Source organism: Pseudomonas serbica, assembly GCF_028823535.1.
Lineage (GTDB): Bacteria > Pseudomonadota > Gammaproteobacteria > Pseudomonadales > Pseudomonadaceae > Aquipseudomonas > Aquipseudomonas serbica.
In genome coordinates, this window is the sequence record NZ_JAQIYM010000015.1 from 1 (window position 1) to 26,289 (window position 26,289).

General features: G+C 60.9%; 23 protein-coding genes. 11 read left to right on the top strand and 12 right to left on the bottom strand.

What is annotated here, in order from left to right; genetic code table 11:
* Positions 1-455 precede the first annotated feature (455 nt).
* Both NQL71_RS23165 and NQL71_RS23170 read right to left on the bottom strand, forming a co-directional pair.
* On the bottom strand, positions 456-1,208 hold the full coding sequence (locus NQL71_RS23165) for an anti-sigma factor family protein (protein ID WP_274643356.1): 753 nt from the start codon (positions 1,206-1,208) through the stop codon (positions 456-458).
* Positions 1,205-1,711, bottom strand: a complete 507-nt coding sequence (locus NQL71_RS23170; protein WP_046815558.1) for an RNA polymerase sigma factor — start codon at positions 1,709-1,711, stop codon at positions 1,205-1,207. The genes NQL71_RS23165 and NQL71_RS23170 overlap by 4 nt, the downstream gene beginning before the upstream one ends.
* Before the next feature lie 158 nt (positions 1,712-1,869).
* On the opposite strand from NQL71_RS23170, the gene NQL71_RS23175 reads away from it, so the two are divergent.
* Positions 1,870-2,955 carry a catalase family peroxidase gene (locus NQL71_RS23175; protein WP_274643357.1) on the top strand — a complete coding sequence of 362 codons (1,086 nt, stop codon included), beginning with the start codon at positions 1,870-1,872 and terminating at the stop codon, positions 2,953-2,955.
* Positions 2,952-3,497 carry a cytochrome b gene (locus NQL71_RS23180; RefSeq protein WP_046815556.1) on the top strand — a complete coding sequence of 182 codons (546 nt, stop codon included), beginning with the start codon at positions 2,952-2,954 and terminating at the stop codon, positions 3,495-3,497. Before NQL71_RS23175 ends, NQL71_RS23180 begins: the two co-directional genes overlap by 4 nt.
* A gap of 78 nt (positions 3,498-3,575) precedes the next feature.
* Here NQL71_RS23180 and NQL71_RS23185 read toward each other — a convergent pair whose 3' ends face one another.
* Entirely contained in the window at positions 3,576-4,727 is a 1,152-nt protein-coding gene (locus tag NQL71_RS23185) for a M14 family metallopeptidase (protein ID WP_274643449.1), read from the bottom strand.
* 316 nt (positions 4,728-5,043) lie between these two features.
* Between NQL71_RS23185 and NQL71_RS23190 the strand changes: the two genes are divergently transcribed.
* From NQL71_RS23190 to NQL71_RS23210, 5 genes are all read left to right on the top strand, one after another.
* Positions 5,044-5,712: a GntR family transcriptional regulator gene (locus NQL71_RS23190; protein WP_274643358.1), complete on the top strand. Its 669-nt coding sequence runs from the start codon at positions 5,044-5,046 to the stop codon at positions 5,710-5,712.
* Between the two features lie 136 nt (positions 5,713-5,848).
* Positions 5,849-6,655 carry an ABC transporter substrate-binding protein gene (locus NQL71_RS23195; protein ID WP_046815553.1) on the top strand — a complete coding sequence of 269 codons (807 nt, stop codon included), beginning with the start codon at positions 5,849-5,851 and terminating at the stop codon, positions 6,653-6,655.
* 11 nt (positions 6,656-6,666) lie between these two features.
* Positions 6,667-7,434 carry an amino acid ABC transporter permease gene (locus tag NQL71_RS23200; RefSeq protein WP_046815552.1) on the top strand — a complete coding sequence of 256 codons (768 nt, stop codon included), beginning with the start codon at positions 6,667-6,669 and terminating at the stop codon, positions 7,432-7,434.
* Position 7,435: 1 nt separating this feature from the next.
* Positions 7,436-8,215, top strand: coding sequence for an amino acid ABC transporter ATP-binding protein (locus NQL71_RS23205; protein ID WP_046815551.1), 780 nt, complete (start codon positions 7,436-7,438; stop codon positions 8,213-8,215).
* Between the two features lie 31 nt (positions 8,216-8,246).
* Positions 8,247-9,857 carry a gamma-glutamyltransferase family protein gene (locus NQL71_RS23210; RefSeq protein ID WP_274643359.1) on the top strand — a complete coding sequence of 537 codons (1,611 nt, stop codon included), beginning with the start codon at positions 8,247-8,249 and terminating at the stop codon, positions 9,855-9,857.
* Between the two features lie 410 nt (positions 9,858-10,267).
* Here NQL71_RS23210 and NQL71_RS23215 read toward each other — a convergent pair whose 3' ends face one another.
* Entirely contained in the window at positions 10,268-10,609 is a 342-nt protein-coding gene (locus tag NQL71_RS23215; protein ID WP_046815549.1) for a DUF6124 family protein, read from the bottom strand.
* Between the two features lie 129 nt (positions 10,610-10,738).
* Here NQL71_RS23215 and NQL71_RS23220 point away from each other — a divergent pair, with 129 nt between their 5' ends.
* On the top strand, positions 10,739-11,377 hold the full coding sequence (locus tag NQL71_RS23220) for a LexA family protein (RefSeq protein WP_077182719.1): 639 nt from the start codon (positions 10,739-10,741) through the stop codon (positions 11,375-11,377).
* 39 nt (positions 11,378-11,416) lie between these two features.
* Here NQL71_RS23220 and NQL71_RS23225 read toward each other — a convergent pair whose 3' ends face one another.
* The 4 genes from NQL71_RS23225 to NQL71_RS23240 all read right to left on the bottom strand — a co-directional run bounded on the left by NQL71_RS23225 (position 11,417) and on the right by NQL71_RS23240 (position 17,086).
* On the bottom strand, positions 11,417-13,372 hold the full coding sequence (locus NQL71_RS23225; RefSeq protein ID WP_274643360.1) for an acetyl/propionyl/methylcrotonyl-CoA carboxylase subunit alpha: 1,956 nt from the start codon (positions 13,370-13,372) through the stop codon (positions 11,417-11,419).
* Positions 13,372-14,187: a gamma-carboxygeranoyl-CoA hydratase gene (locus NQL71_RS23230; protein WP_046815546.1), complete on the bottom strand. Its 816-nt coding sequence runs from the start codon at positions 14,185-14,187 to the stop codon at positions 13,372-13,374. Before NQL71_RS23230 ends, NQL71_RS23225 begins: the two co-directional genes overlap by 1 nt.
* Positions 14,188-14,302: 115 nt before the next feature.
* Complete coding sequence (locus NQL71_RS23235; RefSeq protein ID WP_274643361.1) at positions 14,303-15,910, bottom strand: carboxyl transferase domain-containing protein; 1,608 nt, start codon at positions 15,908-15,910, stop codon at positions 14,303-14,305.
* 12 nt (positions 15,911-15,922) lie between these two features.
* A complete protein-coding gene (locus tag NQL71_RS23240) occupies positions 15,923-17,086 on the bottom strand; it encodes an isovaleryl-CoA dehydrogenase (RefSeq protein ID WP_166619464.1) in 1,164 nt (387 codons plus the stop codon).
* 274 nt (positions 17,087-17,360) lie between these two features.
* On the opposite strand from NQL71_RS23240, the gene NQL71_RS23245 reads away from it, so the two are divergent.
* Positions 17,361-19,058, top strand: a complete 1,698-nt coding sequence (locus tag NQL71_RS23245) for an AMP-binding protein (RefSeq protein WP_077182722.1) — start codon at positions 17,361-17,363, stop codon at positions 19,056-19,058.
* Between the two features lie 686 nt (positions 19,059-19,744).
* Here the strand turns inward: NQL71_RS23245 and NQL71_RS23250 are convergent.
* From NQL71_RS23250 to NQL71_RS23260, 3 genes are all read right to left on the bottom strand, one after another.
* Positions 19,745-20,644, bottom strand: a complete 900-nt coding sequence (locus NQL71_RS23250; protein ID WP_046815542.1) for a hydroxymethylglutaryl-CoA lyase — start codon at positions 20,642-20,644, stop codon at positions 19,745-19,747.
* 143 nt (positions 20,645-20,787) lie between these two features.
* A complete protein-coding gene (locus NQL71_RS23255) occupies positions 20,788-21,189 on the bottom strand; it encodes a MerR family transcriptional regulator (RefSeq protein ID WP_046815541.1) in 402 nt (133 codons plus the stop codon).
* 203 nt (positions 21,190-21,392) lie between these two features.
* Positions 21,393-22,322, bottom strand: coding sequence for a LysR family transcriptional regulator (locus tag NQL71_RS23260; protein ID WP_046815540.1), 930 nt, complete (start codon positions 22,320-22,322; stop codon positions 21,393-21,395).
* Between the two features lie 165 nt (positions 22,323-22,487).
* On the opposite strand from NQL71_RS23260, the gene NQL71_RS23265 reads away from it, so the two are divergent.
* Positions 22,488-23,717 (top strand): acyl-CoA dehydrogenase, encoded by a 1,230-nt coding sequence (locus NQL71_RS23265; RefSeq protein ID WP_046815539.1) that lies wholly within the window; start codon positions 22,488-22,490, stop codon positions 23,715-23,717.
* 45 nt (positions 23,718-23,762) lie between these two features.
* Here the strand turns inward: NQL71_RS23265 and NQL71_RS23270 are convergent, their stop codons facing one another.
* Entirely contained in the window at positions 23,763-24,569 is an 807-nt protein-coding gene (locus tag NQL71_RS23270; RefSeq protein ID WP_077182725.1) for a TatD family hydrolase, read from the bottom strand.
* Between the two features lie 236 nt (positions 24,570-24,805).
* On the opposite strand from NQL71_RS23270, the gene NQL71_RS23275 reads away from it, so the two are divergent.
* On the top strand, positions 24,806-26,227 hold the full coding sequence (locus NQL71_RS23275; RefSeq protein WP_077182726.1) for an MltF family protein: 1,422 nt from the start codon (positions 24,806-24,808) through the stop codon (positions 26,225-26,227).
* The last annotated feature ends 62 nt before the right edge of the window (positions 26,228-26,289 follow it).

Here is a 26,289-nt window from a genome sequence, read left to right on the forward strand (position 1 = left end):
GGATTTGTGGTGTGGTCAGAATTGTACCGTCTGCCTGAGCATCGCATGTTTACCTGGAAGCCGCCGGTGGCGTGGCCAGTTCGCTGGACATCTTCTACAAACGGGATTTCTAAACCGCCATGCAACCCCCTGTAGGAGCTGGCTTGCCAGCGAAAGCGGTGGATCAGGCAGCATCGTTGTTGACGGGAAGGACGCCTTCGCTGGCAAGCCAGCTCCTACAGGGATTTGTGGTGTGGTCAGAATTGTACCGTCTGCCTGACCATCGCATGTTTACCTGGAAGCCGCCGGTGGCGTGGCCAGTTCGCTGGACATCTTCTACAAGCGCGATTTCTAAACCGCCACGCAACCCTGTAGGAGCTGGCTTGCCAGCGAAAGCGGTGGATCAGGCAGCATCGTTGTTGACGGGAAGGACGCCTTCGCTGGCAAGCCAGCGCCTACAGGGATTTGTGGTGTAGTCAGAATTGCACGGTCTGCCTGAGCATCTGCGCCGCCGGCGTATCCGCCGGGCTGACCATCGCGTAGTTATACCCGCTACCGGACCAATACTCGGCCTGCAACCCGCCATCGCGGCGACTGCCCCGTGGCAGCAGGAAGTTCTTCGGGCCCGGTGGGCGCACGTAGAAGCTGATCTTCTGCCCGCCCAGGTTCTCGTAGACCACCATCGCCGCCGGTCCTTGCTCGGTGCTGAGCAAGCGCCCGCTGGCCGGTTTGAATCCGGCGCCCGACAAGTCCGGCAGGCGATTGGCCTGGGTGAAATAACGGTCGAGCCAGCCTTGCATGTCACCGTTGTCGCCGGCCTTGTAATCAGCCGGCAGGATGCCTTGCTGGGCAATCAGGCGATAGGCCTGCAGGGCGTCGGTCATCGGTGCCGGGGCGGCGGCGAGGGACATCTCACGCGCCTGCCAACCGCCGAACCCACCGACGCTGACCGCCATCAGCAACACCGCGGCGCTGGCCAGATGGCGACGGGACTGGCGCTTTATGCGTTGGCGAATGACGGCCGGATCAAGGTCGGGGTTGGCCGGCTGCTGCAAGGCGGCGCCGAGGGCCGCACGAAGGTGCTGGGCATCTTGCTGCCAACCACGAACCTGCGCGGCTACCTGTGGGTTACTGGCCAGGAAAGTCTCCACCAGACGCCGGTCTTCCTCGCCGAGCTGATGGTCGACGTAAGCGTGCAGGTCGCGCTCGCTGGGGGGCATGCTGATCATTTGAGTCTCCGCAGGGAAGGGCGGTTGATTTCGCCGTCGCTGAGTTGGCGCAGGGCCTGGCGAGCCCGGGACAGGCGGGACATCACGGTGCCGGTGGGGACGTCGAGAATCTCGGCGACCTCTTTGTAGCTCAGGCCTTCCACCGACACCCACAGCAGCAGCGCGCGCTGTTCGGTGGGCAGTCGATCGAAGGCATCGAGGGTTGATTGGGCGATGACGGTGCGCTCTACGGAAGGCTGCGCATCATCGCGTCCGGTAAAGAATTCGAGCATTCGCGCATAGCGTCGTGTACGGCGGTGGGCATCGAGAAACTGTCGATACAGGATCGAGAACAGCCAGGCGCGCAAGTCGCCATCAACGCGCCTGTCGCCCCAACTCGACAGCGCGCGCTCCAGGCAGGACTGCACCAGGTCGTCGGCGCTGCTGGGGTTACGCGCCAATGACAGGGCAAATCGGCGCAACCGGGGAATGATTTCTCTGAGCTGTTCGTCGATATCGTTCATGAAATTCTGGCTAGTCACTACGCTGTGGACTAGGAAGACGCCCGGCATTCAAGGTTATTCCACACCTGAAAAAATAAACACCGCACCCGGGAATAAACCGGTGCGCGGTTCGTCTGCTTGATTCTTCTCACTTGTGGCCGATGGCCCTGGAGTCTTTCATGGTAGATCGATCATCACCGCCAACCCGGCCTCCCTTGAGTGGCGCGAGCCTGATACTGCGCCTGACGGGTATTGCCGTGGTCGTTGCTGCAGTGGCTGGGGCGTTTGCCTACGTCAACGGCACCTTTGACCCACAGCGTCTTACGCCGAAGAAGCTGATCAATGTGCTGGAAACCAACAACGGCGTGCACCCGGGCTTCCGCCGCAATCATTCCAAGGGCGTGTGCGTGATCGGCCATTTCGAGAGCAGTGGCGAGGCGCGCAGCTATTCCAGCGCGCAAGTGTTCAATGAGGCACGCACGCCCGTGGTTGGTCGGTTTGCCTTGCCTGCGGGCAACCCCTATGCACCGGACAGCGCGGTGCCGATCCGCAGCATGGCCTTGCGGTTCACCCAGGCCAACGGCCAGCAATGGCGCACCGGGATGAACAGCATGCCGGTGTTCCCGGTGGGCACGCCCGAGGCGTTCTATCAATTGCAGCAAGCCCAGTCGCCGGTTCCGGCGACCGGTAAACCGGACCCCGCCGCGGTGCCCGCATTCTTCGGTTCGCATCCGGAATCCGCGCCGTTCCTGGCCTGGATCAAGACCGCCAAACCGTCTGCCAGCTACGTCACGGAAACCTACAACAGCGTCAATGCGTTTTACCTGGTGAACGCCGCAGGACAACGGCAAGCGGTGCGCTGGAGCATGGTGCCGGTGGCCCAGGACGCGCCGGGTGCCACAGCGCCGCAGGGCAATGATTTCCTGGAGAAGGATCTGGTCCAGCGCATCGCCGCAGGGCCGCTGCGTTGGCAATTGAACATTATCCTGGCCAACCCCGGCGATCCGGTCAACGATGCCAGCAAGGCTTGGCCAGAAGGGCGCAAAGTGTTGAACGCCGGGACCCTGGTCCTTGAAAGCACCCAGCCGCAACTCAGCGGCGAATGCCGCGACATCAACTACGATCCGCTGGTGTTGCCTGCCGGGATCGAAGGTTCCGACGACCCGTTGCTCGCCGCTCGTTCGGCCGGTTATTCCAATTCCTACCTGCGTCGCACCAGCGAAGTCAGCCAATTGCCCGCCGCCAAGCAGGAGGCCCAGCAATGAGCACTCAACCGAAGCATTTCGCACCCCTGGCGCGCCTGCTGCACTGGCTGATGGCACTCATGGTTATCGCCATGCTGTTTATCGGCGCCGGCATGGTCGCCTCGGTGTCCGAGCGTCATGAATGGCTGATTCACCTGCACAAGCCATTGGGCATCGCCATCCTGCTGCTGGTGATCGTGCGCCTGGCGGTGCGTTTTTCGACACAACAACCGCCGCTGCCAACCGACCTCCCAGGCTGGCAAGTGCTGGCGGCCAAGGCATCGCACGTCCTGCTGTACGCCTTGATGCTGATTTTGCCGTTGCTGGGCTGGGCAATGATCTCGGCGTCGGGCGAACCGGTGATGCTCAGCAGTTCATTGCAGTTGCCATCGATCGTGCCGGCGAATGCGCAGGTGTTCGCCTTCTTGCGCAAGGCTCACGGGTATCTGGCGTATCTGCTGTTCCTGACCGTGTTGCTGCACCTGGCGGCGGCGTTGTTTCATGGTTGGGTGCGGCGTGATGAGGTGCTGGACAGCATGTTGCGAGGCAAGGATCGCGGTTGATCGAAGCACTAAAAGATCGCAGCCTGCGCGGTGAACCCCTGCAGGAGCTACTGCAGGCTGCGATCTTTTGATCTTGAATCAACGCAACGAATCAACCATATCAGCCACCGTGGTCAACACATCCTTACCCAACTGCTTCGAGCGTTTGCCCGACCACCCAGTCAACGGATTCGGATGATCATCATGATCCTTGAACGGCATTTCCAGGGTCAGCGACAGGCAGTCGTACTTCTGGCCAACGCTGTTGCACGCCAGGGTCATGTTCGCCTGGCCCGGTTCGTCGCGGGTGTAGCCGTGCTTGGTCTGGAAGTCCTTGGTGGTGTGTTTCAGATGGCTGCGGAAATGCTCCTCAAGTTTTTCGATCCGCGGCGTGTAGCCTGGATTGCCTTCGCAACCGGCGGTGAACACGTGAGGGATTTCCTCGTCACCATGGATGTCGAGGAACAGGTCGACGCCGTACTTCTCCATTTGCTGCTGGACGAAAAAGACTTCCGGGCTGAGTTCCTGGCTCGCACTCTGCCAGGCGCGGTTCAGGTCCTGGCCCATGGCATTGGTGCGCAGGTGACCGTGGAAGGCACCGTCCGGGTTCATGTTCGGCACCAGGTACAGGTCGGCGCTCGCCAATAGTTTATTCAGCACCGGGTCGTCGTTTTTTTCCAGGCGCTCGATCACACCCTCCATGAACCACTCTGCCATGTGTTCGCCGGGATGTTGCTGGGCGATGATCCACACCTTGCGCTGGCCTTCGGTGCCGGTGCCTTTGCGCAGCAGTTGAATGTCGCGACCTTCGACACTCTTGCCGGTGGCCAGCAGTTCAGTGCCGGCCTTGCTCAGCGCCTGCTCGATCAACCAGTCGTGGCGACCTCGGCTGTAGGGTTCGAAGTAGGCGAACCAGGCGTGGGTCTGTTCAGCTTCAAGGCTGAAACGCAGGCAGTCGCCTTCGAAAATGGTCGGCACGCGGAACCAGTTGACGTGGTCGTAGGACGCCACCGCCTGATAACCGGTCCAGGCCTTGTTGTAGGAAGACTGGCTGGCATTGTTCAGGCGAAACCAATGGTCCTGGCCGACATGCAGGCCGCTGGCCTTGAAGTGGAACCACTGGAAATGATTGCTTTTGGTATCGGGGCGGATGGCCAGCAGGGGCTTGAGCGGGTCGCTGACATCGATGACCTGGATGTTGCCGCTGTCAAAGTTGGCACTGATTTCGAGTGAGGATTTGGCCACGGTCAGGGTTCCTGATTGAGTTTTTATGGCGGCTACTTTACACGCAAGCGTAGAGGGTTAGCAGCGCGGACAAATCGTTTCACCCGGCCTGCTGCGGTTTGTTTTTCTGTCGTGTTACCCCGCGCACCTCATTGTGGCCGTCAGGTGACAACTTGGGGCATTTCAACTCGCTTGCTACGCACCCACATGGCGGGAGCAGGCCCTCCCATACGTCAATACTTCAATCCAATCAGCTACCTGCATGAGGCGAGTGAAAACTGGCATGCAATGTGCTTTTTTGGATATATGGATAATTGGATACAAATATACAAAAGGAGCACCGATGAAATTTGCCCCTGTCTACACCGAGCGCCAGCCCGTGACCGCTGAAGAGGAGGCCTACAACTTTCTTCTGGAAGCCATTTGCAAAGGCCGTTACCGCACAGGCGAGCGCCTGATCGCCGAGGACATCGCCGGTGAAATCGGCATGAGCCGCATGCCGGTGCGCGAGGCGTTTCGGCGCCTGGATGCCGATGGCCTGGTGACGTTGCGGCCCAATCGCGGCGCAATCGTGCGCGGTCTCAACATCGAGGAAATGCGTGAAGTCTTCGAGATGCGCAGCGCCCTTGAAGGCCTCGCCATCCGGGTCGCGGTTGCGAAAATCACCGAGCGCCATTTCAGCCATCTCGACCGCCTGCTCGACGAGATGGACGACTTCCGGGACGACGGTGCCGAGTGGGTCAGCCGCCATCGGGCCTTTCACGAATACCTGTGCAGCCTGAGTGAGCGCCCGCGCCTGATGCGCCAGATATCGGCGCTGTATTCGGTGATCGAGCCGCACATGCGCCTGTGGCTGCAACACGCCGACAAACCCCGCAGCGCCCGGGACGAGCACGCCTCGATCATTACCGCATTGCGCAGTGGCGTTCCGGACAAGGCGGCCGCGGTGGTTTGCGAGCACATCGAGGGCACCATTCCTCGACTCATTCAATTCCTCGAAGCCCACCAATAAAGCAGATACCCCACCTCCCTGTAGGAGCCGGCTTGCCGGCGATGGCGGCCGAATGAGCGAAGCAAGACTCAAGAGCCAATCGCTGGCCAGCCAGCTCCTACAGGGGGCACCCTTGCAGCCAACTGGAGTCATGCCCATGCACAAGCCTTGCGCGTTAGTTGCCGTGTTCACCTTGAGTCTGTGTTCGCAATGGGCGTTCGCCGCCCCCGAGTTGCCCGAGCGATTGAGCAAGAGCGAGAAGATCGTTTATTGCTCTGGCATGGATTCCCCTCCGCTGGTGTCGTTCGACATGAAGCAAAAGCCGGTGGGGCTGCAGGTCGACATGGGCGAAGCGATTGCCCAGCGCCTGGGTGACAAGAAGGTCGAGTGGCGTATTTCGCCTTTTGCCGGGCTGATCCCGGCGCTGCTGGCGCAGCAGTGCGACATGATCGTCGATCAGTTGTTCGACAAGCCCGAGCGCCGCGAGGTGATCGACATCGTCAACTTCATGTACTCCAGCCAATCCATCGTGGTGCCCAAGGGCAACCCGAAAGCGGTGACTGCCCTGGAGGATTTGTCCGGGCTCAAGGTGGCGGTCAGCAACGGTTCGACGATCCGGGTACTGCTGGGCAAGGAAAACGAAAAACTCGAAGCGGCCGGCAAGGCGCCGATGAAACTGGTGGTGTACAACGTCGACGCCGATGCGTTCCAGGCCTTGCGCATCAATCAGGTGGACGCTTTCGGCACCACGGTCGAATCCGCCGGCCATTATCAACAACTCGCACCGGATCTGTTCCAGTCGGCGGTCCCGGCGTTCAACCGCATTCTCACCGGCTTCGGGGTGCGTAAAAGCGACCCGCAGTTGACTGTGGCGTTGAACGAAGTCCTGCAAGGCATGCGCGCCGACGGCAGTTACGCCGCGCTCCTCAGTAAATGGCATGTCGACGGTGACAAACTGGACTGAGGACAAACCGAATGAATTTCAATTGGGAAGTGTTCTGGCAGTACCTGTTGCAGCCCAGCGATGTCTACCTGACGGGGCTGTGGCTGACCTGCCTGATCAGCGTGTCGGCGATGTTGCTCGGTTGCGTGCTGGGGCTGGTCGCGGCGTTGATGAAGCTGTCGAGTAACCCGTTGTTGCAGTACCCGGTGCGGCTGTATGTCTGGCTGATGCGCGGCACGCCATTGCTGGTGCAGATCGTCTTTCTGTACACGGCATTGGCGGCGGGGGGGATATTCCGCTTTGAAGACCTGGACCTCGGCTGGTTCATCGTGCCGGGCAACATCCAGGCGGCGATCATCGCCCTGGGCCTGAATGAAGGCGCGTACATGGCGGAGATCATCCGCGCCGGTATCGGTGCGGTGGACAAGGGGCAATACGAAGCCGGGCGTTCGCTGGGCATGACCTTTGCCAAGTTGATGCGGCGCATCGTCCTGCCCCAGGCATTCCGGGTGATCGTGCCGCCACTGGGCAACGAGTTCAACGTGATGCTGAAGAACACCACGCTGGTCAGCGTCATCGGGGTGCAGGAGCTGCTGCTTAGCACGCAAATGGTGACCTCGGCGACGTTCCGCGTGTTCGAGCTGTACCTGGTCGTCGCAATCTACTTCCTGGCATTGACCACCCTGTGGGGCTTTTTCCAGCGCTGGCTGGAACAGCGCTTCGGCCAGTCCGATCGTCCGGCCCCGGCCGCCAGCCGGATGTTCGGCCGCAACACCATGAAACTGTTGAGGGGGCGTTGAGATGGCACACATGAGTGAAGAACTGGTCATCGAGGCGCTGGATATTCACAAGTCTTTCGGTGACCTGGAAATTCTCAAGGGCATTTCCCTGCAAGTGAAACGCGGTGAAGTGGTGGTGCTGATCGGCGCCTCCGGTTCCGGCAAAACCACCTTTATCCGCTGCATCAACCTGCTGGAAGAGATCCAGTCCGGGCAGATCCGTGTCGGCGGTCGGCCCATGGGCTATCGCACCCGGGCCGATGGCAGCCTGGCCCGGGATTCGGAACGCAACATTGCGCGCCAGCGCCGGGACATCGGCATGGTGTTCCAGCGCTTCAACCTGTTCCCGCACATGACCGCCCTGGAAAACATCATCGAAGCGCCGATCCAGGTGCTTGGTGTAGCGCGCGCGGCGGCGCTTGAACAGGCGAGGGCGCTGCTCAAGCGCGTCGGCTTGGCGGAGAAGGCCGATCACTACCCGTCGATGTTGTCAGGTGGCCAGCAGCAGCGGGTGGCCATTGCCCGGGCGCTGGCCATGAAACCCCAGGCGATGCTGTTCGATGAACCCACCAGTGCCCTGGACCCGGAAACGGTCGGCGAAGTATTGCAAGTGATGAAGGAGTTGGCCGAGGAGGGCATGACCATGGTCGTGGTCACCCACGAAATGGGGTTTGCCCGCGAGGTGGCCGACCGGGTGGTGGTGCTCGATCAGGGTGAACTGATCGAGCAGGGGCCGCCCGAGCAGATTTTCAGCCAGCCCAGGCACGCCCGTACCCGTGCGTTTCTCAGTCGCGTGCTTTGAGCCCATCCAACCCATTTGTGTGAGTCCTGCCATGTTCAAGTTTTCTGCCCATGAGTATCCCTACGCCTCACAACGTCAAAGTGTCTTTGCCAAGCGCGGCATGGTCGCCGCCTCACAGCCATTGGCCGCCGAAGCCGGCATTGAAATCATGCGTCGCGGCGGCAATGCCATCGATGCCGCCATTGCCACGGCCGCGGCCCTGACGGTGGTCGAGCCCACCGGTTGCGGGATTGGCGGCGACGCCTTTGCGTTGGTCTGGACGCAAAACAAACTGCACGGCCTGAACGCCAACGGAGCAGCCCCGCAAGCCCTGAGCATCGAGGCGGTGAAGGCGGCCGGCCACGAAAAAATGCCGCTGCATGGCTGGACACCCGTGACCGTGCCGGGTTGTCCCTCCGCCTGGGCAGAGTTGTCCACGCGTTTCGGTCGCCTGCCTTTTACGGATTTGTTGCAGCCAGCGATCAGCCTGGCGCGGGATGGTTTTCCGGTGTCGCCGGTGGTTGCGTTGCAGTGGCAAACCGCGCTGGAAGACTTCACCCCGGATCGTCAGGACGTGCTTGAAAGCTGGTTCGACACCTTTCTGATCGATGGCCGCGCACCGCGCGCCGGCGAGCTGTTTCGCAATCCGGCCCAGGCACGCACCTTGAGCGAACTGGCGGCCACCGGTTGTGAAAGCTTTTATCGCGGCGCGCTGGCGCAACGACTGGACGCCCATTCGCGCGCCACGGGCGGCTATCTGCGCGCCAGTGATCTGCAAGACTATCGCGCCCAGTGGGTCGAGCCGATCAAGGTCAACTACCGCGGCGTCGACGTCTGGGAGATTCCACCGAGCGGCCAGGGGCTCGTGGCCTTGATGACGCTGAAGATTCTCGAAGGTTTCGCGTTCGACCACCGTGACAGCCAACAGACCTGGCACCGTCAGCTCGAAGCCATGAAGCTCGCCTACAGCGATGGCTTGCACTACATCACCGACCCGCAGCACATGCGGGTGGCAGTGGACGACTTGCTGAGCGACGCCTATGCCAGCCAGCGCCGGGCCCAGATCGGCGAACGCGCGGCGGCACCACAACCGGGCGACCCCCATGCCAGTGGCACGGTCTACCTGGCGACCGCCGACGCCGACGGCAATATGGTTTCATTCATCCAGAGCAACTATCACGGTTTCGGCTCCGGCGTGGTGTTGCCGGACAGCGGCATCGCCCTGCAAAACCGCGGTGAGGAGTTCAGCCTTGATCCGGGTCACGCCAATTGCCTGGCACCCGGGAAAAAGACCTTTCACACCATCATTCCCGGGTTTCTTACCAAGGACGGCGAGGCGCTGGGACCTTTTGGCGTGATGGGTGGTTACATGCAGCCCCAGGGGCACGTGCAGATGGTCATGAACCTGGTGGATTTCGGGCTCAACCCACAAGCGGCTCTGGATGCGCCGCGCTGGCAGTGGTTGGGCGAAATGAAGGTAGGCATCGAGCAGGACGCTTCGCGAGACATGGCGGCGGCACTGGCACGTCGCGGGCACGAAGTGCAGGTGGTGTGTGATCGGACGAGTTACGGGCGTGGCCAAATCATCCTGCGCGACCCTGAAACCGGCGTGTTGTGTGGCGGGACCGAGCCGCGTGCGGACGCGCATATCGCCGTGTTTTGATAATCTGAGGGGGGCGTCTTCCCTGACGCCGTCGCAGCTTAGAGATTATGCGATTGATTCTCAAGTGCTATTTTGCCATCAGTTTGCCCCAATGCCATGAGGCTTCTCTTGCCAACTGATATTCTTTTGATATGATCCGCGCCATTGAATTTGCGACACTTACAGACTTCATTAGCCTGAAGCCATAAGCCAGATAACTGGCAAAAAAAAGACCCGGCAAAAAGCCGGGTCAAAAACCGTGATTAGCCTGATGAGGAGATAGTCCAGGAGACCGACCTAAGGTCACCTGGTCCATCGACTGATCTCGCGACCAGCTGGTGCAATAATAATCATTCTCGTTTGCAAGTCAAACGATTTTCCCTGCGCGCCAGGAAAATTCTTTCCTGTCCCTTCGCTTCTGCCTCTTCTCGCTAGAGTTTCTTGCCGCCCTCCAGGGAGCGGTTCACCATTGCCTTTGCCATGTCGATCATATGCACGGTCGAGAGCGCCAGGTCCCTATGCGAACCGTGCAGGTGGCTCGCTGACTCATAGGCAGTGGCGGCGGCGCAACGTAGCAGCCCGGAAGCATGCACCAGGGCTTCCTCGATACTGACGTTACGGTTTACGTCAAAGAAATGCTCCTGCACCCCTTCCTCTGCAACAGCTGGTTTCAAGTAGTAATCCAGTGCTCGCTGTGCGGCTGCGGAGCCCAGGGGGGTGTTGAGGGACGTATCGATTTGCAGGTCGGGCAAGTCATTGCTGGGTATATTCATGATTAAAGCGAGCTCCGTGATAAATTCAGGTCCGTGAACTCATCCTAATACGTTACGTATTTGTGACAATAGTATTAATACTACATTTTGTGTTTTGTTGGGCGAGGGCCGCCACGTATCGTGCCGCACATGGATAAATGGATAGAATTGGTCAAGGCCAAGATGAGTGAGCTCAAGATCACTCAGGAAATACTCGCCGACCGCCTCGGGATGTCCCAGGGCGGCATCGGGCATTGGTTGACGAAACGCCGTCAGCCCGGCATCGACGACATGAATCGTGTCCTGCAGGCGCTGGGCCTGGGCTTTCTCGAAGTGGCGCTGGTGATTCGCGAGCCTGCGCACGAACAGGACGACGAGGTTTGCCTGACGCAAAAGTACAACCCGTACTTTCGCTACCCAGTCAGTGACTGGCGGGACACCGCGCAGGTGCGCGATGGGGAGCAGGCGCCGTACCGTTTCGAACTGTCCGACTACCACGCCCAGGGGGCGGCGTTCTGGCTGACGGTGGTTGGCGATGCCATGACCGCACCCAGTGGCCCCAGCGTAGCCGAGGGCATGTTGATCCTGGTGGACCCGGACGTTGAAGCCGTGCCGGGCAAACTGGTGATCGCGCAATGGTCCGACAGCAATGAGGCGATCTTCCGCAAGATGAGCGAAGAGGGCGGGCAGCGTTACCTGGTCCCGCTCAATCCGACCTATCCGAAAAGCCTGTTCACCGAAGAATGCCGAATCATCGGCGTGGTAGTCCAGGCCACCGTGAAGTTCTAGCCAGGCCGGTCCGCGCCATGCGCAGGACCGACCTTGTGGTCAGGCTTCTTCCAGTTCGACCAGCGCACTGCCTTCGCTGACCATCTCGCCTTCCTGGCAATACAGCGCCTTGACCACACCGGCATGGGGGGCGCGGATGCTGTGCTCCATCTTCATGGCTTCCAGCACCACCAGTTGCGCCCCGGCCTCGACCGATTGCCCGGCCTCCACCAGCACGCGCACGATGCTGCCATTCATGGGGGCGGTGAGCCCGCCGTGATGACTGTGACTGGCTTCAACGGCCGTGATCGGGTCGTAGGTCTCGATGCGGCGCAGTTCGCCTTCCCATTGCAGGTATACATAGTCACCGCGGCGGATCGCCCGGTGTTGGCGGCGCACGCCATCGTGATCGATCAGCAACTGCTCGCCGGTGAGGCGTGCGCTGTGGGACTGGGAGTTGCCCAGCGTCAACGCGCGATCCTGGCCCTCGCAACTCAGGTGCAGGGTGATTTGCGCGGGCAAGCCGGCGCGCAGGCCGTTGCCGATTGCCCATGGCGAGCTCGGATCATCGCCACGCGCCGTGCTGTGCAGGCTCTGGGCAAATGCCTGGGCGGCGGCTTGCCAGAAGTCGTCGCTGAGCGCGGCCGGCTGTGGCAGCAGCTGTTCCTGGTAACGAGGGATGAACCCGGTATCGAGTTCGGCCTGGGCAAACGCCGGGTGAGCGATGATTCGACGCAGGAAGTTGATGTTGGTCTTGAGCCCGCCGATGGCGAACTCATCGAGCATGCTCAGCAAACGCAGGCGCGCCTGTTCGCGGTCTTCGCCCCAGGCAATCAGTTTGCCGAGCATCGGGTCGTAGAAGGGCGAAATCTCATCGCCTTCTTCAACGCCGCTGTCCACCCGGCGACCGGCACCCGGCGCAGATTCGCGATACAGCTCGAGGCGACCTGTTGCAGGCAGGAAGTCATTGCCCGGATCTTCGGCGTACAACCGCACTTCAATCGCATGACCGATCAGCGGCACCTGTTCCTGGGTCATTGGCAAGGCTTCGCCACGGGCCACACGGATCTGCCAGGCCACCAGGTCGAGGCCGGTGATGGCTTCGGTGACCGGGTGTTCGACCTGCAGGCGCGTGTTCATCTCCATGAAGAAGAACTCGCCGCGGGCATCGAGCAGGAATTCCACGGTGCCAGCTCCGACGTAACCGATCGCCTGTGCCGAACGCACGGCCGCTTCGCCCATGGCGCGACGCAGTTCAGGGCTGAGGCCTGGGGCGGGTGCTTCTTCGACGACTTTCTGGTGCCGACGCTGGATCGAGCAGTCGCGTTCGTTGAGGTACAGGCAGTTGCCGTGCTGATCGGCGAACACCTGGATCTCCACGTGACGGGGTTTGAGCAGGTACTTTTCCACCAGCATCCGCGAATCACCGAACGACGATTGCGCTTCGCGCTGGGCCGAGGCGAGGGCTTCGGCCAGCTGGCTGACGTCCTCGACCACTTTCATGCCCTTGCCGCCACCACCGGCCGTGGCCTTGAGCAGCACGGGGTAGCCGATGCGTTCGCAGGCGGCGCGGAAGGTTTCCAGGTCCTGGGCTTCTCCGTGATAGCCCGGAACCAACGGCACGCCGGCGGTTTCCATCAAGGCCTTGGCCGCGGATTTGCTGCCCATGGCGTCGATGGCCGAGGCGGGCGGGCCGAGGAAGATCAGGCCCGCCTCTTCGATGGCGCGGGCGAACCCGGCATTCTCGGACAGGAAGCCGTAACCGGGATGGATCGCCTGGGCACCGCTGGCCTTGGCCGCAGCGATCAGTTTATCGATTTGCAGGTAACTGTCAGCGGCCTTGCTGCCACCCAGGTCGACACGTATGTCGGCTTCACGGCTATGCCGGGCATCGCGGTCGGTGGCGCTGTGCACGGCCACGGTGGTCAGGCCCAGGGCCTTGGCGGTGCGCATCACCCGGCAGGCGATTTCGCCGCGGTTGGCCACCAGCAGGGTAGTGAGGACGGGTGCGCTCATCAACGCGGCTCCTTGGTGGTGGTTGCGGCTTGCCAGCTCGGCGGACGTTTTTGCAGGAAGGCGCGCAGGCCCTCCTGGCCTTCGGCGCTGACGCGGATGCGGGCGATGGCGTTCTCGGTGTAGCGACGCAGGGACGGAGTCAACGTGCCGTCGCCGACTTCACGCAGCAAGTCCTTGCTGGCGCGCATGGCGGCGGGGCTGTTGAGCAGCAGGTTGTCGATCCATTGTTGGATTTTCTGTTCCAGCTCGGCGCTCGGGTAGCTCTCCGACAGCAGGCCGAGTTCCCGTGCCCGTTGGCCGCCGAAACGTTCGGCGGTCAGGGCATAGCGTCGCGTCGCGCGCTCGCCGATGGCTTGCACCACGAACGGGCTGATCACCGCCGGCGCCAGGCCGATGCGCACTTCCGACAGGCAGAACTGCGCGTCATCGGCGCCAATGGCCATGTCGCAGCAACTGATCAGGCCCAGCGCGCCACCGAAGGCTGCACCTTGCACCACCGCCAGGGTCGGGACTTTCAGCTTGGCGAGGTTGTACATCAGCTCCGCCAGTTCCCGGGCGTCGTCGAGGTTGGTGGCGTAGTCGAGTTCAGCCGACTGCTGCATCCAGGCCAGGTCGGCACCCGCGCTGAAGTGTTTGCCACGGCCACGCACGATCAGGAATCGCAGGCTGGCATCGCTGGCCACTTTGTCCAGGGCAAGGATCAGTTCGCGGATCATCTCGGCGTTGAAGGCGTTGTTCTTTTCTTCACGGCTGAGCCACAGCGTGGCAAAGCCACGAGGGTCGGTCAGCAGTTCGAGGGTGTTGAAGTCGCTCATATTCATCCGTCTCCACGGTCCTTGTGGGAGCGGGCTTGCTCGCGAAGAACGATAACGCGGTGCATCAGATGAACCGCGGCGAATCCTTCGCGAGCAAGCCCGCTCCCACAGAAAATCACATCCGGAACACGCCGAAGCGGCTCGATTCGATTGGCGCGTTCAGCGACGCGGACAAGGCCAGTGCCAGCACGTCGCGGGTCTGGGCCGGGTCGATGACGCCGTCATCCCACAGGCGCGCGCTGGAGTAGTAGGGGTGGCCCTGCTCTTCGTACTGGTCGAGGATTGGTTGCTTGATCTCGGCTTCCTGCTCGGCGCTGAAGCCCTGGCCGGCTCGCTCGGCCTGCTCGCGCTTGACCTGCACCAGTACGCCCGCCGCCTGTTCGGCACCCATCACGCCGATGCGCGCATTCGGCCACATCCACAAGAAGCGTGGATCGTAGGCACGGCCGCACATACCGTAGTTACCGGCACCGAAGCTGCCGCCGATGATCACGGTGAATTTCGGCACCTTGGCACAGGCCACCGCGGTCACCAGTTTCGCGCCGTGCTTGGCGATGCCGCCGGCTTCATATTTCTGGCCGACCATGAAGCCGGTGATGTTTTGCAGGAACAACAGTGGGATACCGCGCTGGCACGCCAGCTCGATGAAGTGCGCGCCTTTCTGCGCGGCTTCGGCGAACAGGATGCCGTTGTTGGCGAGAATGGCGATCGGATAACCGTGCAGGTAGGCAAACCCGCACACCAATGTCGTCCCGAACAAGGCCTTGAACTCGTCGAACACCGAACCGTCCACCAGCCGCGCGATGACTTCGCGCACGTCGAACGGTTGCTTGGCATCGGCCGGCACCACACCGTACAACTCGTCGCTGGCATAGAGCGGGGCGATGGGGGTGCGTTGCTGCACTTCACCCTGCTTGCGCCAGTTGAGATTGGCGACGCTGCGCCGGGCCAGGGCCAGGGCATGTTCATCACTTTCGGCGTAATGGTCGGCCACACCGGAAATCTTGCAGTGCACATCGGCCCCGCCAAGGTCTTCGGCGCTGACCACTTCGCCCGTTGCGGCTTTCACCAGCGGTGGGCCGGCGAGGAAGATCGTCGCCTGCTCGCGCACCATGATCGCCTCGTCGGCCATGGCCGGTACGTAGGCGCCGCCCGCGGTGCAGGAGCCCATGACCACGGCAATCTGCGCAATGCCCATTGCGCTCATGTTGGCCTGGTTGAAGAAGATCCGGCCGAAGTGCTCGCGGTCCGGAAACACTTCGTCCTGGCGCGGCAGGTTGGCGCCGCCCGAGTCCACCAGGTAGATGCACGGCAAGCGGTTTTGCTGGGCAATCGTCTGGGCGCGCAGGTGCTTTTTCACCGTGAGCGGGTAGTACGAGCCGCCTTTTACCGTGGCATCGTTGGCGACGATCATGCATTCGACGCCTTCTACCCGGCCGATCCCGGCAATCACGCCGGCGGCAGGCACGTCTTCGCCGTACACCTCGTAGGCCGCCAGCTGGCTGATTTCCAGAAACGGCGAACCCGGGTCGAGCAGACGGTTGATGCGCTCGCGGGGCAGCAGTTTGCCGCGGGAGGTGTGGCGTTCTTGCGCTTTCGGGCCGCCACCTTGCGCCACTTGGGCCAGCAGGGTGTGCAGGGCGTCGACCTGTTTGAGCATCGCCGCGCTGTTGGCCGCGAACTCCGCTGAACGGGGGTTGAGCTGGGTATGCAGGATAGCCATGGACAGCTCCGTTTAGCGGGTTTCGTTGAACAGTTCGCGCCCGATCAGCATGCGACGGATCTCACTGGTACCGGCGCCGATTTCGTACAGCTTGGCGTCACGCAACAGACGACCAGCCGGGAATTCGTTGATGTAGCCGTTGCCGCCGAGAATCTGGATCGCGTCGAGGGCCATTTGCGTGGCGCGCTCGGCGCTGTAGAGGATCACGCCGGCAGCGTCCTTGCGGGTGGTCTCGCCGCGCTCGCAGGCCTGGGCCACCGCATAGAGATAGGCGCGGCTGGCGTTGAGCTGGGTGTACATGTCGGCGACCTTGCCCTGGATCAGCTGGAATTCGCCGATGCTCTGGCCGAACTGCTTGCGGTCGTGGATGTACGGCACGATCAGGTCCATGCAGGCCTGCATGATCCCGGTCGGGCCGCCGGACAGCACGACGCGCTCGTAGTCGAGGCCACTCATCAGTACCTTCACGCCGCCGTTGAGCACGCCGAGGATGTTTTCCTGCGGCACTTCGACGTCATCGAAGAACAATTCGCAGGTGTTCGAACCGCGCATGCCGAGCTTGTCGAACTTGTTGCTGCGGCTGAAGCCTTTCCAGTCACGTTCGACGATGAAGGCAGTGATGCCGTGTGGGCCTTTTTCCAGGTCAGTCTTGGCGTAGATCACGTAGGTGTTGGCGTCCGGACCGTTGGTGATCCAGGTCTTGCTGCCGTTGAGCACGTACTTGTCGCCACGTTTGTCGGCGCGCAGCTTCATCGAGACCACGTCGGAACCGGCGTTCGGTTCACTCATGGCCAGGGCGCCGATGTGTTCGCCGCTGATCAGCTTGGGCAGGTACCTGGATTTCTGTTCGTGGTTGCCGTTGCGGTTGATCTGGTTGACGCAGAGATTGGAGTGAGCACCGTAGGACAATGCGACCGAGGCCGAGCCACGGCTGATTTCTTCCATGGCGACCACGTGCGCCAGGTAACCCAGGCCGGCACCGCCGTACTCTTCCGGCACGGTGATGCCCAGCAGGCCCATGTCGCCGAATTTGCGCCACAGGTCGGCGGGGAACAGGTTGTCGATGTCGATCTGAGCGGCGCGCGGGGCGATCTCCTTGGCGACGAAGGACTGGACCTGATCGCGCAGCATGTCGATGGTTTCACCGAGGGCAAAGTTCAGGGATGGGTAGCTCATGGGTCACCTTTTGGCATTTTTGTAGGGTGGGGAGGGCAGTGATTCAGCTCTCACCTTTACGTTAACGTAAACCTGTGACGAAAGGCTGTCAATCGCCCTTTACGTTAACGTCAACTTGAGCGAGAGTAGGGGCATTGAAACCTGTAGGAGCGGGCTTGCCCGCGAAGGCGTCGGATCTGTCGACATCAGTGTAGAGCGTGCTGGCCTCTTCGCTGGCAAGCCAGCTCCTGCAGGGACCATTCGTAGCCCATTAATAAAGACAATAGGGGTCGTCATGGATCAACCCAGTGCAAGCCCGCAACGCAGTTACACCCGTGGTTCCCAGGACAAAGCCTTGCTGGCGATGACCATCGGCCAGGCGTTCGACAACACGGTCGCGCAATACCCGGACGGAGAGGCGCTGGTGGTGCGCCATCAACAGCTGCGCTACACCTGGCGGCAACTGGCGGATGCGGCAGACTTGCATGCCAGGGCGCTGCTGGCGCTGGGTCTGCAGGCCGGTGACCGGCTGGGCATCTGGGCTCCAAACTGCGCCCAGTGGTGCATCACGCAGATTGCCACGGCGAAAATCGGCGTGATCCTGGTCAACATCAACCCGGCCTACCGCAGTTCCGAACTCGAATACGTATTGAAGCAGTCCGGCTGTCAATGGCTGGTCAGCGCCGGGGCGTTCAAGACCTCCGACTATCACGCCATGCTGCAGGGCCTGGTGCCGGAACTGGCGGAGCAATCCATCGGCAAATTGCACAGCGAGCGCCTGCCGGATTTGCGTGGGGTGATCAGCCTGGATGCACAGCCTCCCGTCGGTTTCCTGCCGTGGTCGCAACTGACCGATCTGGCGGGCAGCATATCGGTTGAGCAGTTGCACGAACGTCAAGCCAGCCTGAACTTCGATCAGGCGGTGAACATCCAGTACACCTCCGGCACGACAGGTTTCCCCAAGGGCGCGACCCTCAGTCACTACAACATTCTCAACAATGGCTACATGGTCGGCGAAAGCCTGGGCCTGAGCAACGTCGACCGGCTGGTGATCCCGGTGCCGTTGTACCACTGCTTCGGCATGGTCATGGGCAACCTCGGCTGCATCACCCACGGCAGCACCATGATCTATCCCAACGACGCGTTCGATCCGCTGTTGACCCTCAGCACCGTCGCCGAAGAACAGGCCACCGCGTTGTATGGCGTGCCGACCATGTTCATCGCCATGCTCGATCAACCCCAGCGCGCCGATTTCGACTTGTCGAGCCTGCGCACCGGGATCATGGCCGGTGCCACCTGTCCGATCGAAGTCATGCGCCGGGTTATCAGCGAAATGCACATGAGCGAAGTGCAGATCGCCTACGGCATGACTGAAACCAGCCCGGTGTCGTTGCAGACCGGTCCGTCGGACGACTTGGAGTTGCGCGTGACCACGGTCGGCCGTACCCAGCCACAGCTGGAAAGCAAAATCATCGACGAAGCGGGCAACCTGGTGCCCCGTGGCACCATCGGTGAGCTGTGTACGCGCGGTTACAGCGTGATGCTCGGTTACTGGAACAACCCGCAAGGCACGGCCGAAGCCATCGACCAGGCCGGCTGGATGCACACCGGTGACCTGGCGAGCATGAATGACGAGGGATACGTGTGCATTGCCGGGCGTAACAAGGACATGATCATCCGTGGCGGCGAGAACATTTATCCGCGCGAACTGGAAGAGTTCTTCTTCACTCACCCTGCGGTGGCCGACGTGCAGGTGATCGGCATTCCTTGCTCGCGTTATGGCGAAGAGATCGTTGCCTGGATCAAGTTCCACCCCGGCCACAGTGCCACTGAGCAGGAGCTGCAAGCCTGGTGCAAGGAGCGCATCGCGCACTTCAAGACGCCGCGTTACTTCAAGTTCGTGGAAGAGTTTCCAATGACGGTGACGGGCAAGATCCAGAAATTCCGCATGCGCGAGATCAGCGTCGAGGAACTGCGTAGCAAGCAAGGCTGACCACAATCCACTTATGGGAGCGGGCTTGCTCGCGAAGGCGGCGTATCGGTCGATACATGCATTGACTGACTCACCGCCTTCGCGAGCAAGCCCGCTCCCAAAGGGGGGAGGTGCTGGAAACACAAACGCCAGACAGCACAAAGGGGAGCCGAGGCTCCCCTTTAATTTTCGTTGCGCGTGCTCTTTTTTTATTATTGAGGGGCGGTCTGTTGTTGTTTTTGGTGACCGTTGACCCTTTACCGCTGTTTTTGTCGATCCCCATCCGGGATCAAGAGCAAACGTATTTTTTTGAGCGCTGATCTACTTTTTCGCTGAGCGATCCAACCAGTTCGGGAGCTACCTGAAGGTAGTTTTATTGTTCTCTGCCCGGTTGCGGGTAACTCCGAAAAGCACCCTGAAAAGCACATCCTCTCCAAAAAAATCTGTTAGCTGCGTCTCTGCCGTGTTGTTTTTGTTATGTCAGAGTCGTTACGTCTTGTTTTTATTGGGGTTGTCGCAATTTTTTTATTCTTGTTGTGCGATAGATATAGCAGGAGCCGTGCCAACTTTAAAAACTCCTTTAAAATCAAGTGGTTGAGATTTTCTGGATTTTTCCAGCATGGCAGAACCAGACATTTTGTTTCCGTGTTACTCGCTTTCGCCCCACATTCCGGATGTTGCGGTAACACCCGGACACATGCGCACACTCAATGTGCGCTACGGGCCTTCGCTACGCGGGAGCCGGTTGGACGTCCCAGCACGGTACATATTTGCTGACCAGCCAGGATCAGCGCATCCAGGTCGATCCCGGTTTCAATCCCAAGGCCATTGAGCAGGTAAACCACGTCCTCGGTGGCGACGTTACCGCTGGCACCCTTGGCATAAGGGCAACCACCGAGACCGGCGATGGAGCTGTCGAACACCGAGATGCCTTCCAGCAGGCTGGCGTAGATGTTGGCCATGGCCTGGCCGTAGGTGTCGTGGAAGTGTCCGGCCAGTTTGTCCCGCGGGACATCGGCCGATACAACTTCAAACATCTTGCGCGTGGCACCCGCGGTGCCGGTACCGATGGTGTCGCCCAGCGAAACCTCGTAGCAGCCCATGGCGTAGAGCTCGCGAGCCACCCGCGCTACCTGTTCCGGCGCGACGTGACCTTCATAGGGGCAGCCCAGCACGCAGGACACGTAACCACGCACGCTGACACCATGCTGTTTGGCGGCCTCCATGATAGGGACGAACCGCTCCAGGCTTTCGCTGATCGAGCAGTTGATGTTGCGTTGGGAAAACGCTTCCGACGCCGCGGCGAACACCGCGACTTCCTTGACCCCGCAGGCGAGGGCATCTTCAAAACCTCGCAGGTTGGGGGCGAGGGCGCCGTAGGTGACGCCAGGCTTGCGCTGGATCTGCGCGAAGACATCGGCAGAGCCAGCCATTTGCGGCACCCACTTGGGCGAAACGAAGCTGCCGACTTCTATATAGCCGAGGCCCGCGGCCGTCAGGGCATCGACCAGTCGTACTTTGTCGGCGACGCTGATCGGTTGGGCTTCGTTTTGCAGACCATCGCGGGGGCCGACTTCGACCAGGCGTACGTGGGATGGAAGAGACATGAGGATCCACCTGTAGTAATGGGTGAACGGAGATCAAAGTGTGGGAGCGGGCTTGCTCGCGAACGCGGTGGGACAGTCGACATACGTATCGATGTAAAACCGCATTCGCGAGCAAGCCCGCTCCCACAGTGGATTGTGTAGGCCTACTGAATGGATTCCTGACTCTTGAGCGTTTGCTCCAGCGCTAGCACGCAGCGCTCTTCAGCGGTATCGAGCTCCAGTTTCATCTGTTCGATGTCCAGCAACTGCTGTTCCAGCTGTTCCCGGCGTTCGCTGATTTTTGCCAGCATGCTGTGAAGTTGCTTGGTGTTACCGCTGGATGGATCGTAGAGCTCGATCAGCTCGCGGCATTCGGCCAGGGAAAAGCCGATGCGCTTGCCCCGCAGGATCAGCTTCAGGCTGACCTTGTCGCGGGGTGAGTAGATGCGTTCCTGACCACGCCGCTCGGGGCTGAGCAGGCCTTGTTCTTCATAGAAACGAATGGCCCGGGTGGTGATGTCGAGCTCGCGGGCGAGGTCGGAAATGCTGTAAGTCTGGCTGCTCATCGGCGCGCTCGCAAAAGGTCATGCGCTAAGCTAATGGCAGGTTGACGTTTACGTCAAGGGTCGTGAGTTTCAGAGTGCTTGCGAACCTCTTCGCGAGCAAGCCCGCTCCCACCTTTGATTTGCGTCGAACACAAATACTGTGTCCAGCAAAGATCGAGTGGGACCGGGCTTGCTCGCGAAGAACGATAATGCGCAGTAACGCCCTACACCTTGTCCAGCTTCTTCTCCTGCGCCGTCACCTGCTGGCACAACTCGATCATCTGCTCGCGCATCCAGCGATTCGCCGGGTCCTGGTCAGTGCTTTCGTGCCAGTAAAGATGGGTTTCCACCGGCGGCACATCGTTGACCGGCAGATAAAAGGCGTGCAGGTCGTTACGTCGAGCGAAGCGTTCCGGCACGGTCATGACCATGTCGGTCTGCTGCAGCACCTGCGAGGCCATCAGGTAATGCTGGGAGCGCAGGGCAATCTTGCGCTGGATACCCATTTTTCCCAGGGCCAGGTCGACATAACCCAGGCCGCTGCGACGGCTGGAAATGTGGATGTGGGTCAGGCCCAGGTAATCATCCAGGGTGAGTTTTTCCTTGCCCGCCAACGGATGCCCCTTGCGCATGGCACACACATAACGGTCTTCCATCAGCTTGACGTGGCGCACCTGCGGGTCGGTGTTGAGTGGCGCATCCACGGCGAAGTCGAGTCGGCCGGCGGCCAGTTCCTTGGTGGTCTCGCGGCGCTTGGACAAAAAGCTTTCGATGATCACGGTCGGCGCAAGACGACGCAGGCGCTGGAACAGCGGCGGCAGGATCACCGCTTCGGTGAGGTCGGTCATGCTGATGCGGTAGGTCTTGTTCGCCTGCTGCGGGTTGAAGATGCGGCTTTCCTGGACGGAGATACGCAGCAGGGAGAGGGCGTTGCGCACCGGCCCGATGATGTTCTGCGCCATCGGCGTGGGCACCATGCCCTGGGCGGTACGCACGAACAGCGGGTCGTTGAACGTCTCGCGCAATCGGGCCAGCGCGTTGGATACCGCAGGTTGGGTAATCCCGACAATCTGCCCGGCGCGGGTCAGGTTGGCCTCTGTGTAGATCGCGTCGAAGACGATGAAAAGGTTGAGGTCGACCTTGCTCAGATTCATTGCGCTGCACTCTTGTTTTAGGTGGGCTCGATCAGTCGATCATATATCGGTGATGAATGTTAATACACGCCGAGAATAGGCTAGGTAAATTTTCGTAGCTGTTCTAGCATCGATTTCATCACTGAACAACTCCTCGAAAACCCCGATGAAAAGGTAGAGCTGGCCATGGATTTCGCTTATTCGCCCAAGGTGCAAGAACTGCGTGAGCGCGTGACCGCGTTCATGGACACCTACGTCTATCCCGCCGAAGCGGTATTCGAGCGCCAAGTCGCCGAAGGCGATCGCTGGCAGCCGACCGCGATCATGGAAGAACTCAAGCTCAAGGCCAAGGCGCAAGGCCTGTGGAATTTGTTTCTGCCTGAGTCCGAGCTCGGGGCAGGCCTGACCAATCTCGAATACGCGCCACTGGCGGAAATCATGGGGCGTTCGTTATTGGGACCGGAGCCGTTCAACTGCTCGGCACCGGACACTGGCAACATGGAAGTACTGGTGCGCTACGCCAACGAAGAACAGAAACAACGCTGGCTCGAGCCTTTGTTGCGGGGCGAGATTCGCTCGGCGTTCGCCATGACCGAACCGGACGTTGCATCGTCCGACGCCACCAACATGGCCGCCCGTGCCGTGCGCGATGGTGACGAGTGGGTGATCAACGGCAAGAAGTGGTGGACTTCCGGCGCTTGCGATCCGCGTTGCAAGATCCTGATCTTCATGGGCCTGAGCGATCCCGACGCACCGCGCCATGCGCAGCACTCGATGATCCTGGTGCCGGTGGACACCCCCGGCGTGAAGATCCTGCGTCCGTTACCCGTGTTCGGCTATGACGATGCCCCCCACGGTCACGCCGAGGTGCTGTTTGAAAATGTTCGGGTGCCGTACGAAAACGTCCTGTTGGGTGAAGGACGCGGCTTCGAGATCGCGCAAGGTCGTCTTGGCCCTGGGCGGATTCACCACTGCATGCGTTCGATCGGCATGGCCGAGCGTGCGCTGGAGCTGATGTGCAAGCGCTCGGTGAACCGCACCGCGTTCGGCAAACCCCTGGCGCGCCTGGGGGGCAACATCGACAAGATCGCCGATTCGCGGATGGAAATCGACATGGCCCGCCTGCTGACACTCAAGGCGGCGTACATGATGGACACCGTCGGCAACAAAGTGGCGAAGAGTGAAATCGCGCAGATCAAGGTGGTGGCGCCGAACGTGGCCTTGCGCGTGATCGACCGGGCGATCCAGATCCATGGCGGGGCAGGGGTGTCCAACGATTTCCCGCTGGCCTATATGTATGCCATGCAGCGCACCCTGCGCCTGGCAGACGGTCCGGATGAAGTGCACCGGGCGGCCATCGGCAAGTTCGAGATCGGCAAGTACGTGCCTAAAGAGATGTTGCGCAGCAGTCACTAAGACGGCAGCGCGGGCCCAATCCGGGTCCGCGCTCACTCAACGCATTCAATCCACGTTGGGCAGCCCGTAGAACGCTCGCGCGCAAGCGGTACTGTGGGCGGCCAGGTCTTCCTGGCTTTCGCCGCGGTGCAAAGCCACCTCACGTAACACTTGCGTCAGATACGCCGGCTCGTTGCGACCGTTTTTCGGTTTGGGGCGAAGGCTGCGCGGTAACAGGTACGGCGCATCGCTCTCCAGCATCAACCGCCCGCGCGGGATCTCCTTGACCAAGGGGTGCAAATGCGTGCCCCGGCGCTCATCGCAAATCCAGCCGGTGATGCCGATGTGCAGGTCCATATCCAGGTAACTGAACAACGCTTTCTGTTCGCCGGTGAAGCAGTGCACCACAGCGGCGGGCAATTGATCGCGGTAGTCGCGCAGGATTTCCAGCAGGCGCTGGCTGGCATCGCGCTCGTGCAGGAACACCGGCATTTGCAGTTCCACCGCCAGCGCCAGGTGTTCTTCGAGGACTTTCTCTTGCTGTGGGCGCGGTGAAAAATCGCGATTGAAATCCAGGCCGCATTCACCGACCGCCACGACGTTCGACTCTTTCAGCAGACTGCGCAGGCGACTCGCGCTGTCGGCACTCCAGTCGCTGGCCGCGTGGGGATGAACACCGGCGGTGGCGAACAGCCGTTGCCCTGTTTCATCCAACTGCCGGCACAGCTCCAGCGCCTGTTCGCTGCCGTCGACATCGGTGCCTGTGAGCACCAGTTGGCAGACACCGGCGGCATAGGCGCGGTCCAGTACTGCCTGGTGCTTGTCGGCAAAACTGGGGTTGGTCAGGTTGACGCCGATATCGATGAGTTGCATGGTGCTACCTCGGGCCCAGGGTCGCAAAGCATACCAGAGCTCTAGAATTATCAGAAAAGCCAAGAACTACAACGAGTTATGGCGGTCTCTTAATGCCGCGAGCAAGCCTGGGTGGTGGCGATGCCATCATTGTGCCAGTCTTTCGCGCATTGCCAGCGTCTTCAGACGCTCAGTTTCTGTCGCTTGATTGCATGAATTCATTCATGTGGTCGACCTGAATTCTTTGCGGAGAGTGGATGATTCGTCCCTCGGTTTTGCTACTGCTGTGTTGCTCGCTGCTGCTGCCGGTGTCGGCGGTCGCGCGTCTGCCCGGGCCGCTGCAAGCCGTGCCGGCGTCCAAAGTCCGTGACTTGACGGACATCCGCAGCAGTCGTGTGTTGCGGGTGCTGGTCAACCAGAGCCGCAACAGCTCCGGCGAAGTCCAGGGCCAGGCCATTGGCGTTGAATACCACCGCTTGCGCGCCTTCGAGCAATACCTCAATGGCCACGCCCGGGACGGCCAGGAAATCACCCTCAAGATCATTCCCAAGGCCAAGGATCAATTGCTCGGTGCGTTGCAGCGCGGGGAGGGCGACCTGGTAGCACCCGGAGAGCTGCTCGACCTGCAGCCAGGCTTCGCCGTCAGCAGCAGTGAACCGGTTGCCAGTGACATCCCGCTGGTGCTGGTGGGCATCAAGGGCGAACGTCGCTACACCCGTCTCGAACAGCTGTCAGGCAAGACCCTGGCGCTGCCCAACGGCAGTGCGGCCGGGGACGCCGTCAGCCAGATCAACCAGAAGCTGGCGCTGCATAAACTGCCGCCGGTCAAGGTCGAGTGGGTCGACCCGAGCCTGGCGGTCGAGGACGTGCTGGAGATGGTCCAGGGTGGGATCTTTCATCTGACCATCGTCGAACAGCCGATTGCCGAACGCTGGGGCAAGATCCTGCCGAAATTGCGCATCGATCGCCAGGTGCTGATCAGCGAGCCGGGCGAAGAGTTCTGGTTCGTGCGCCGCGACGCGTCGATGCTGCGGGCCAGCATCGATCGTTTCCTGGCGGGCTATAAAAAGCCGTCGGACCAGGATGTGGCGTTTCTGCGCATCTATCGACGCCTGTACCAGGTCCATTATCCCCTGGCCAAGGCTGATCGCCAGCGCCTGGAAAAGCTGCGGCCCGTGCTGCAAAAACATGCAAGCGCCCAGGACATGGACTGGCTTAACCTGGCGGCGTTGGCGTTCAAGGAATCCGGCCTGCAACCCGCGGCGCGCAGTGGCGGGGCGCCGACCGGGCTGATGCAGATCACACCGTCAGCGGCGCAGCGGGTGGGCGTGAACAACATTCAGGAGCTGGATGCCAATGTGCAGGCCGGTGCCAAGTACCTGGCGATGATTCGCCGCAAGTTCTTCGCCAGCCCCAAGCTCAATGAGCGCGAGCGCATGGCCTTTGTGCTGGCGGCCTACAATATCGGGCCGGAGCGGGTGCAGGGGATGCGCGCGGAGGCCCGGCGACGGGGGTTGAACCCCAATCAGTGGTTTTTCCAGGTTGAGCGCATCGCTATGGAGCAGGTGGGAATGGGACCTGTCAGCTATGTTAATAGCGTGAACAAGTATTACCTGGCGTTCGATCGGGAGCGGGAGTCGTTGGAGCCCCAGGGGCAAAAAGTTGCCTTGCGTAAATGATCGAATAAACTGATCGTTATGGCGGATTAATTGCGCTTTTAACATGATATTTACTGATTAAT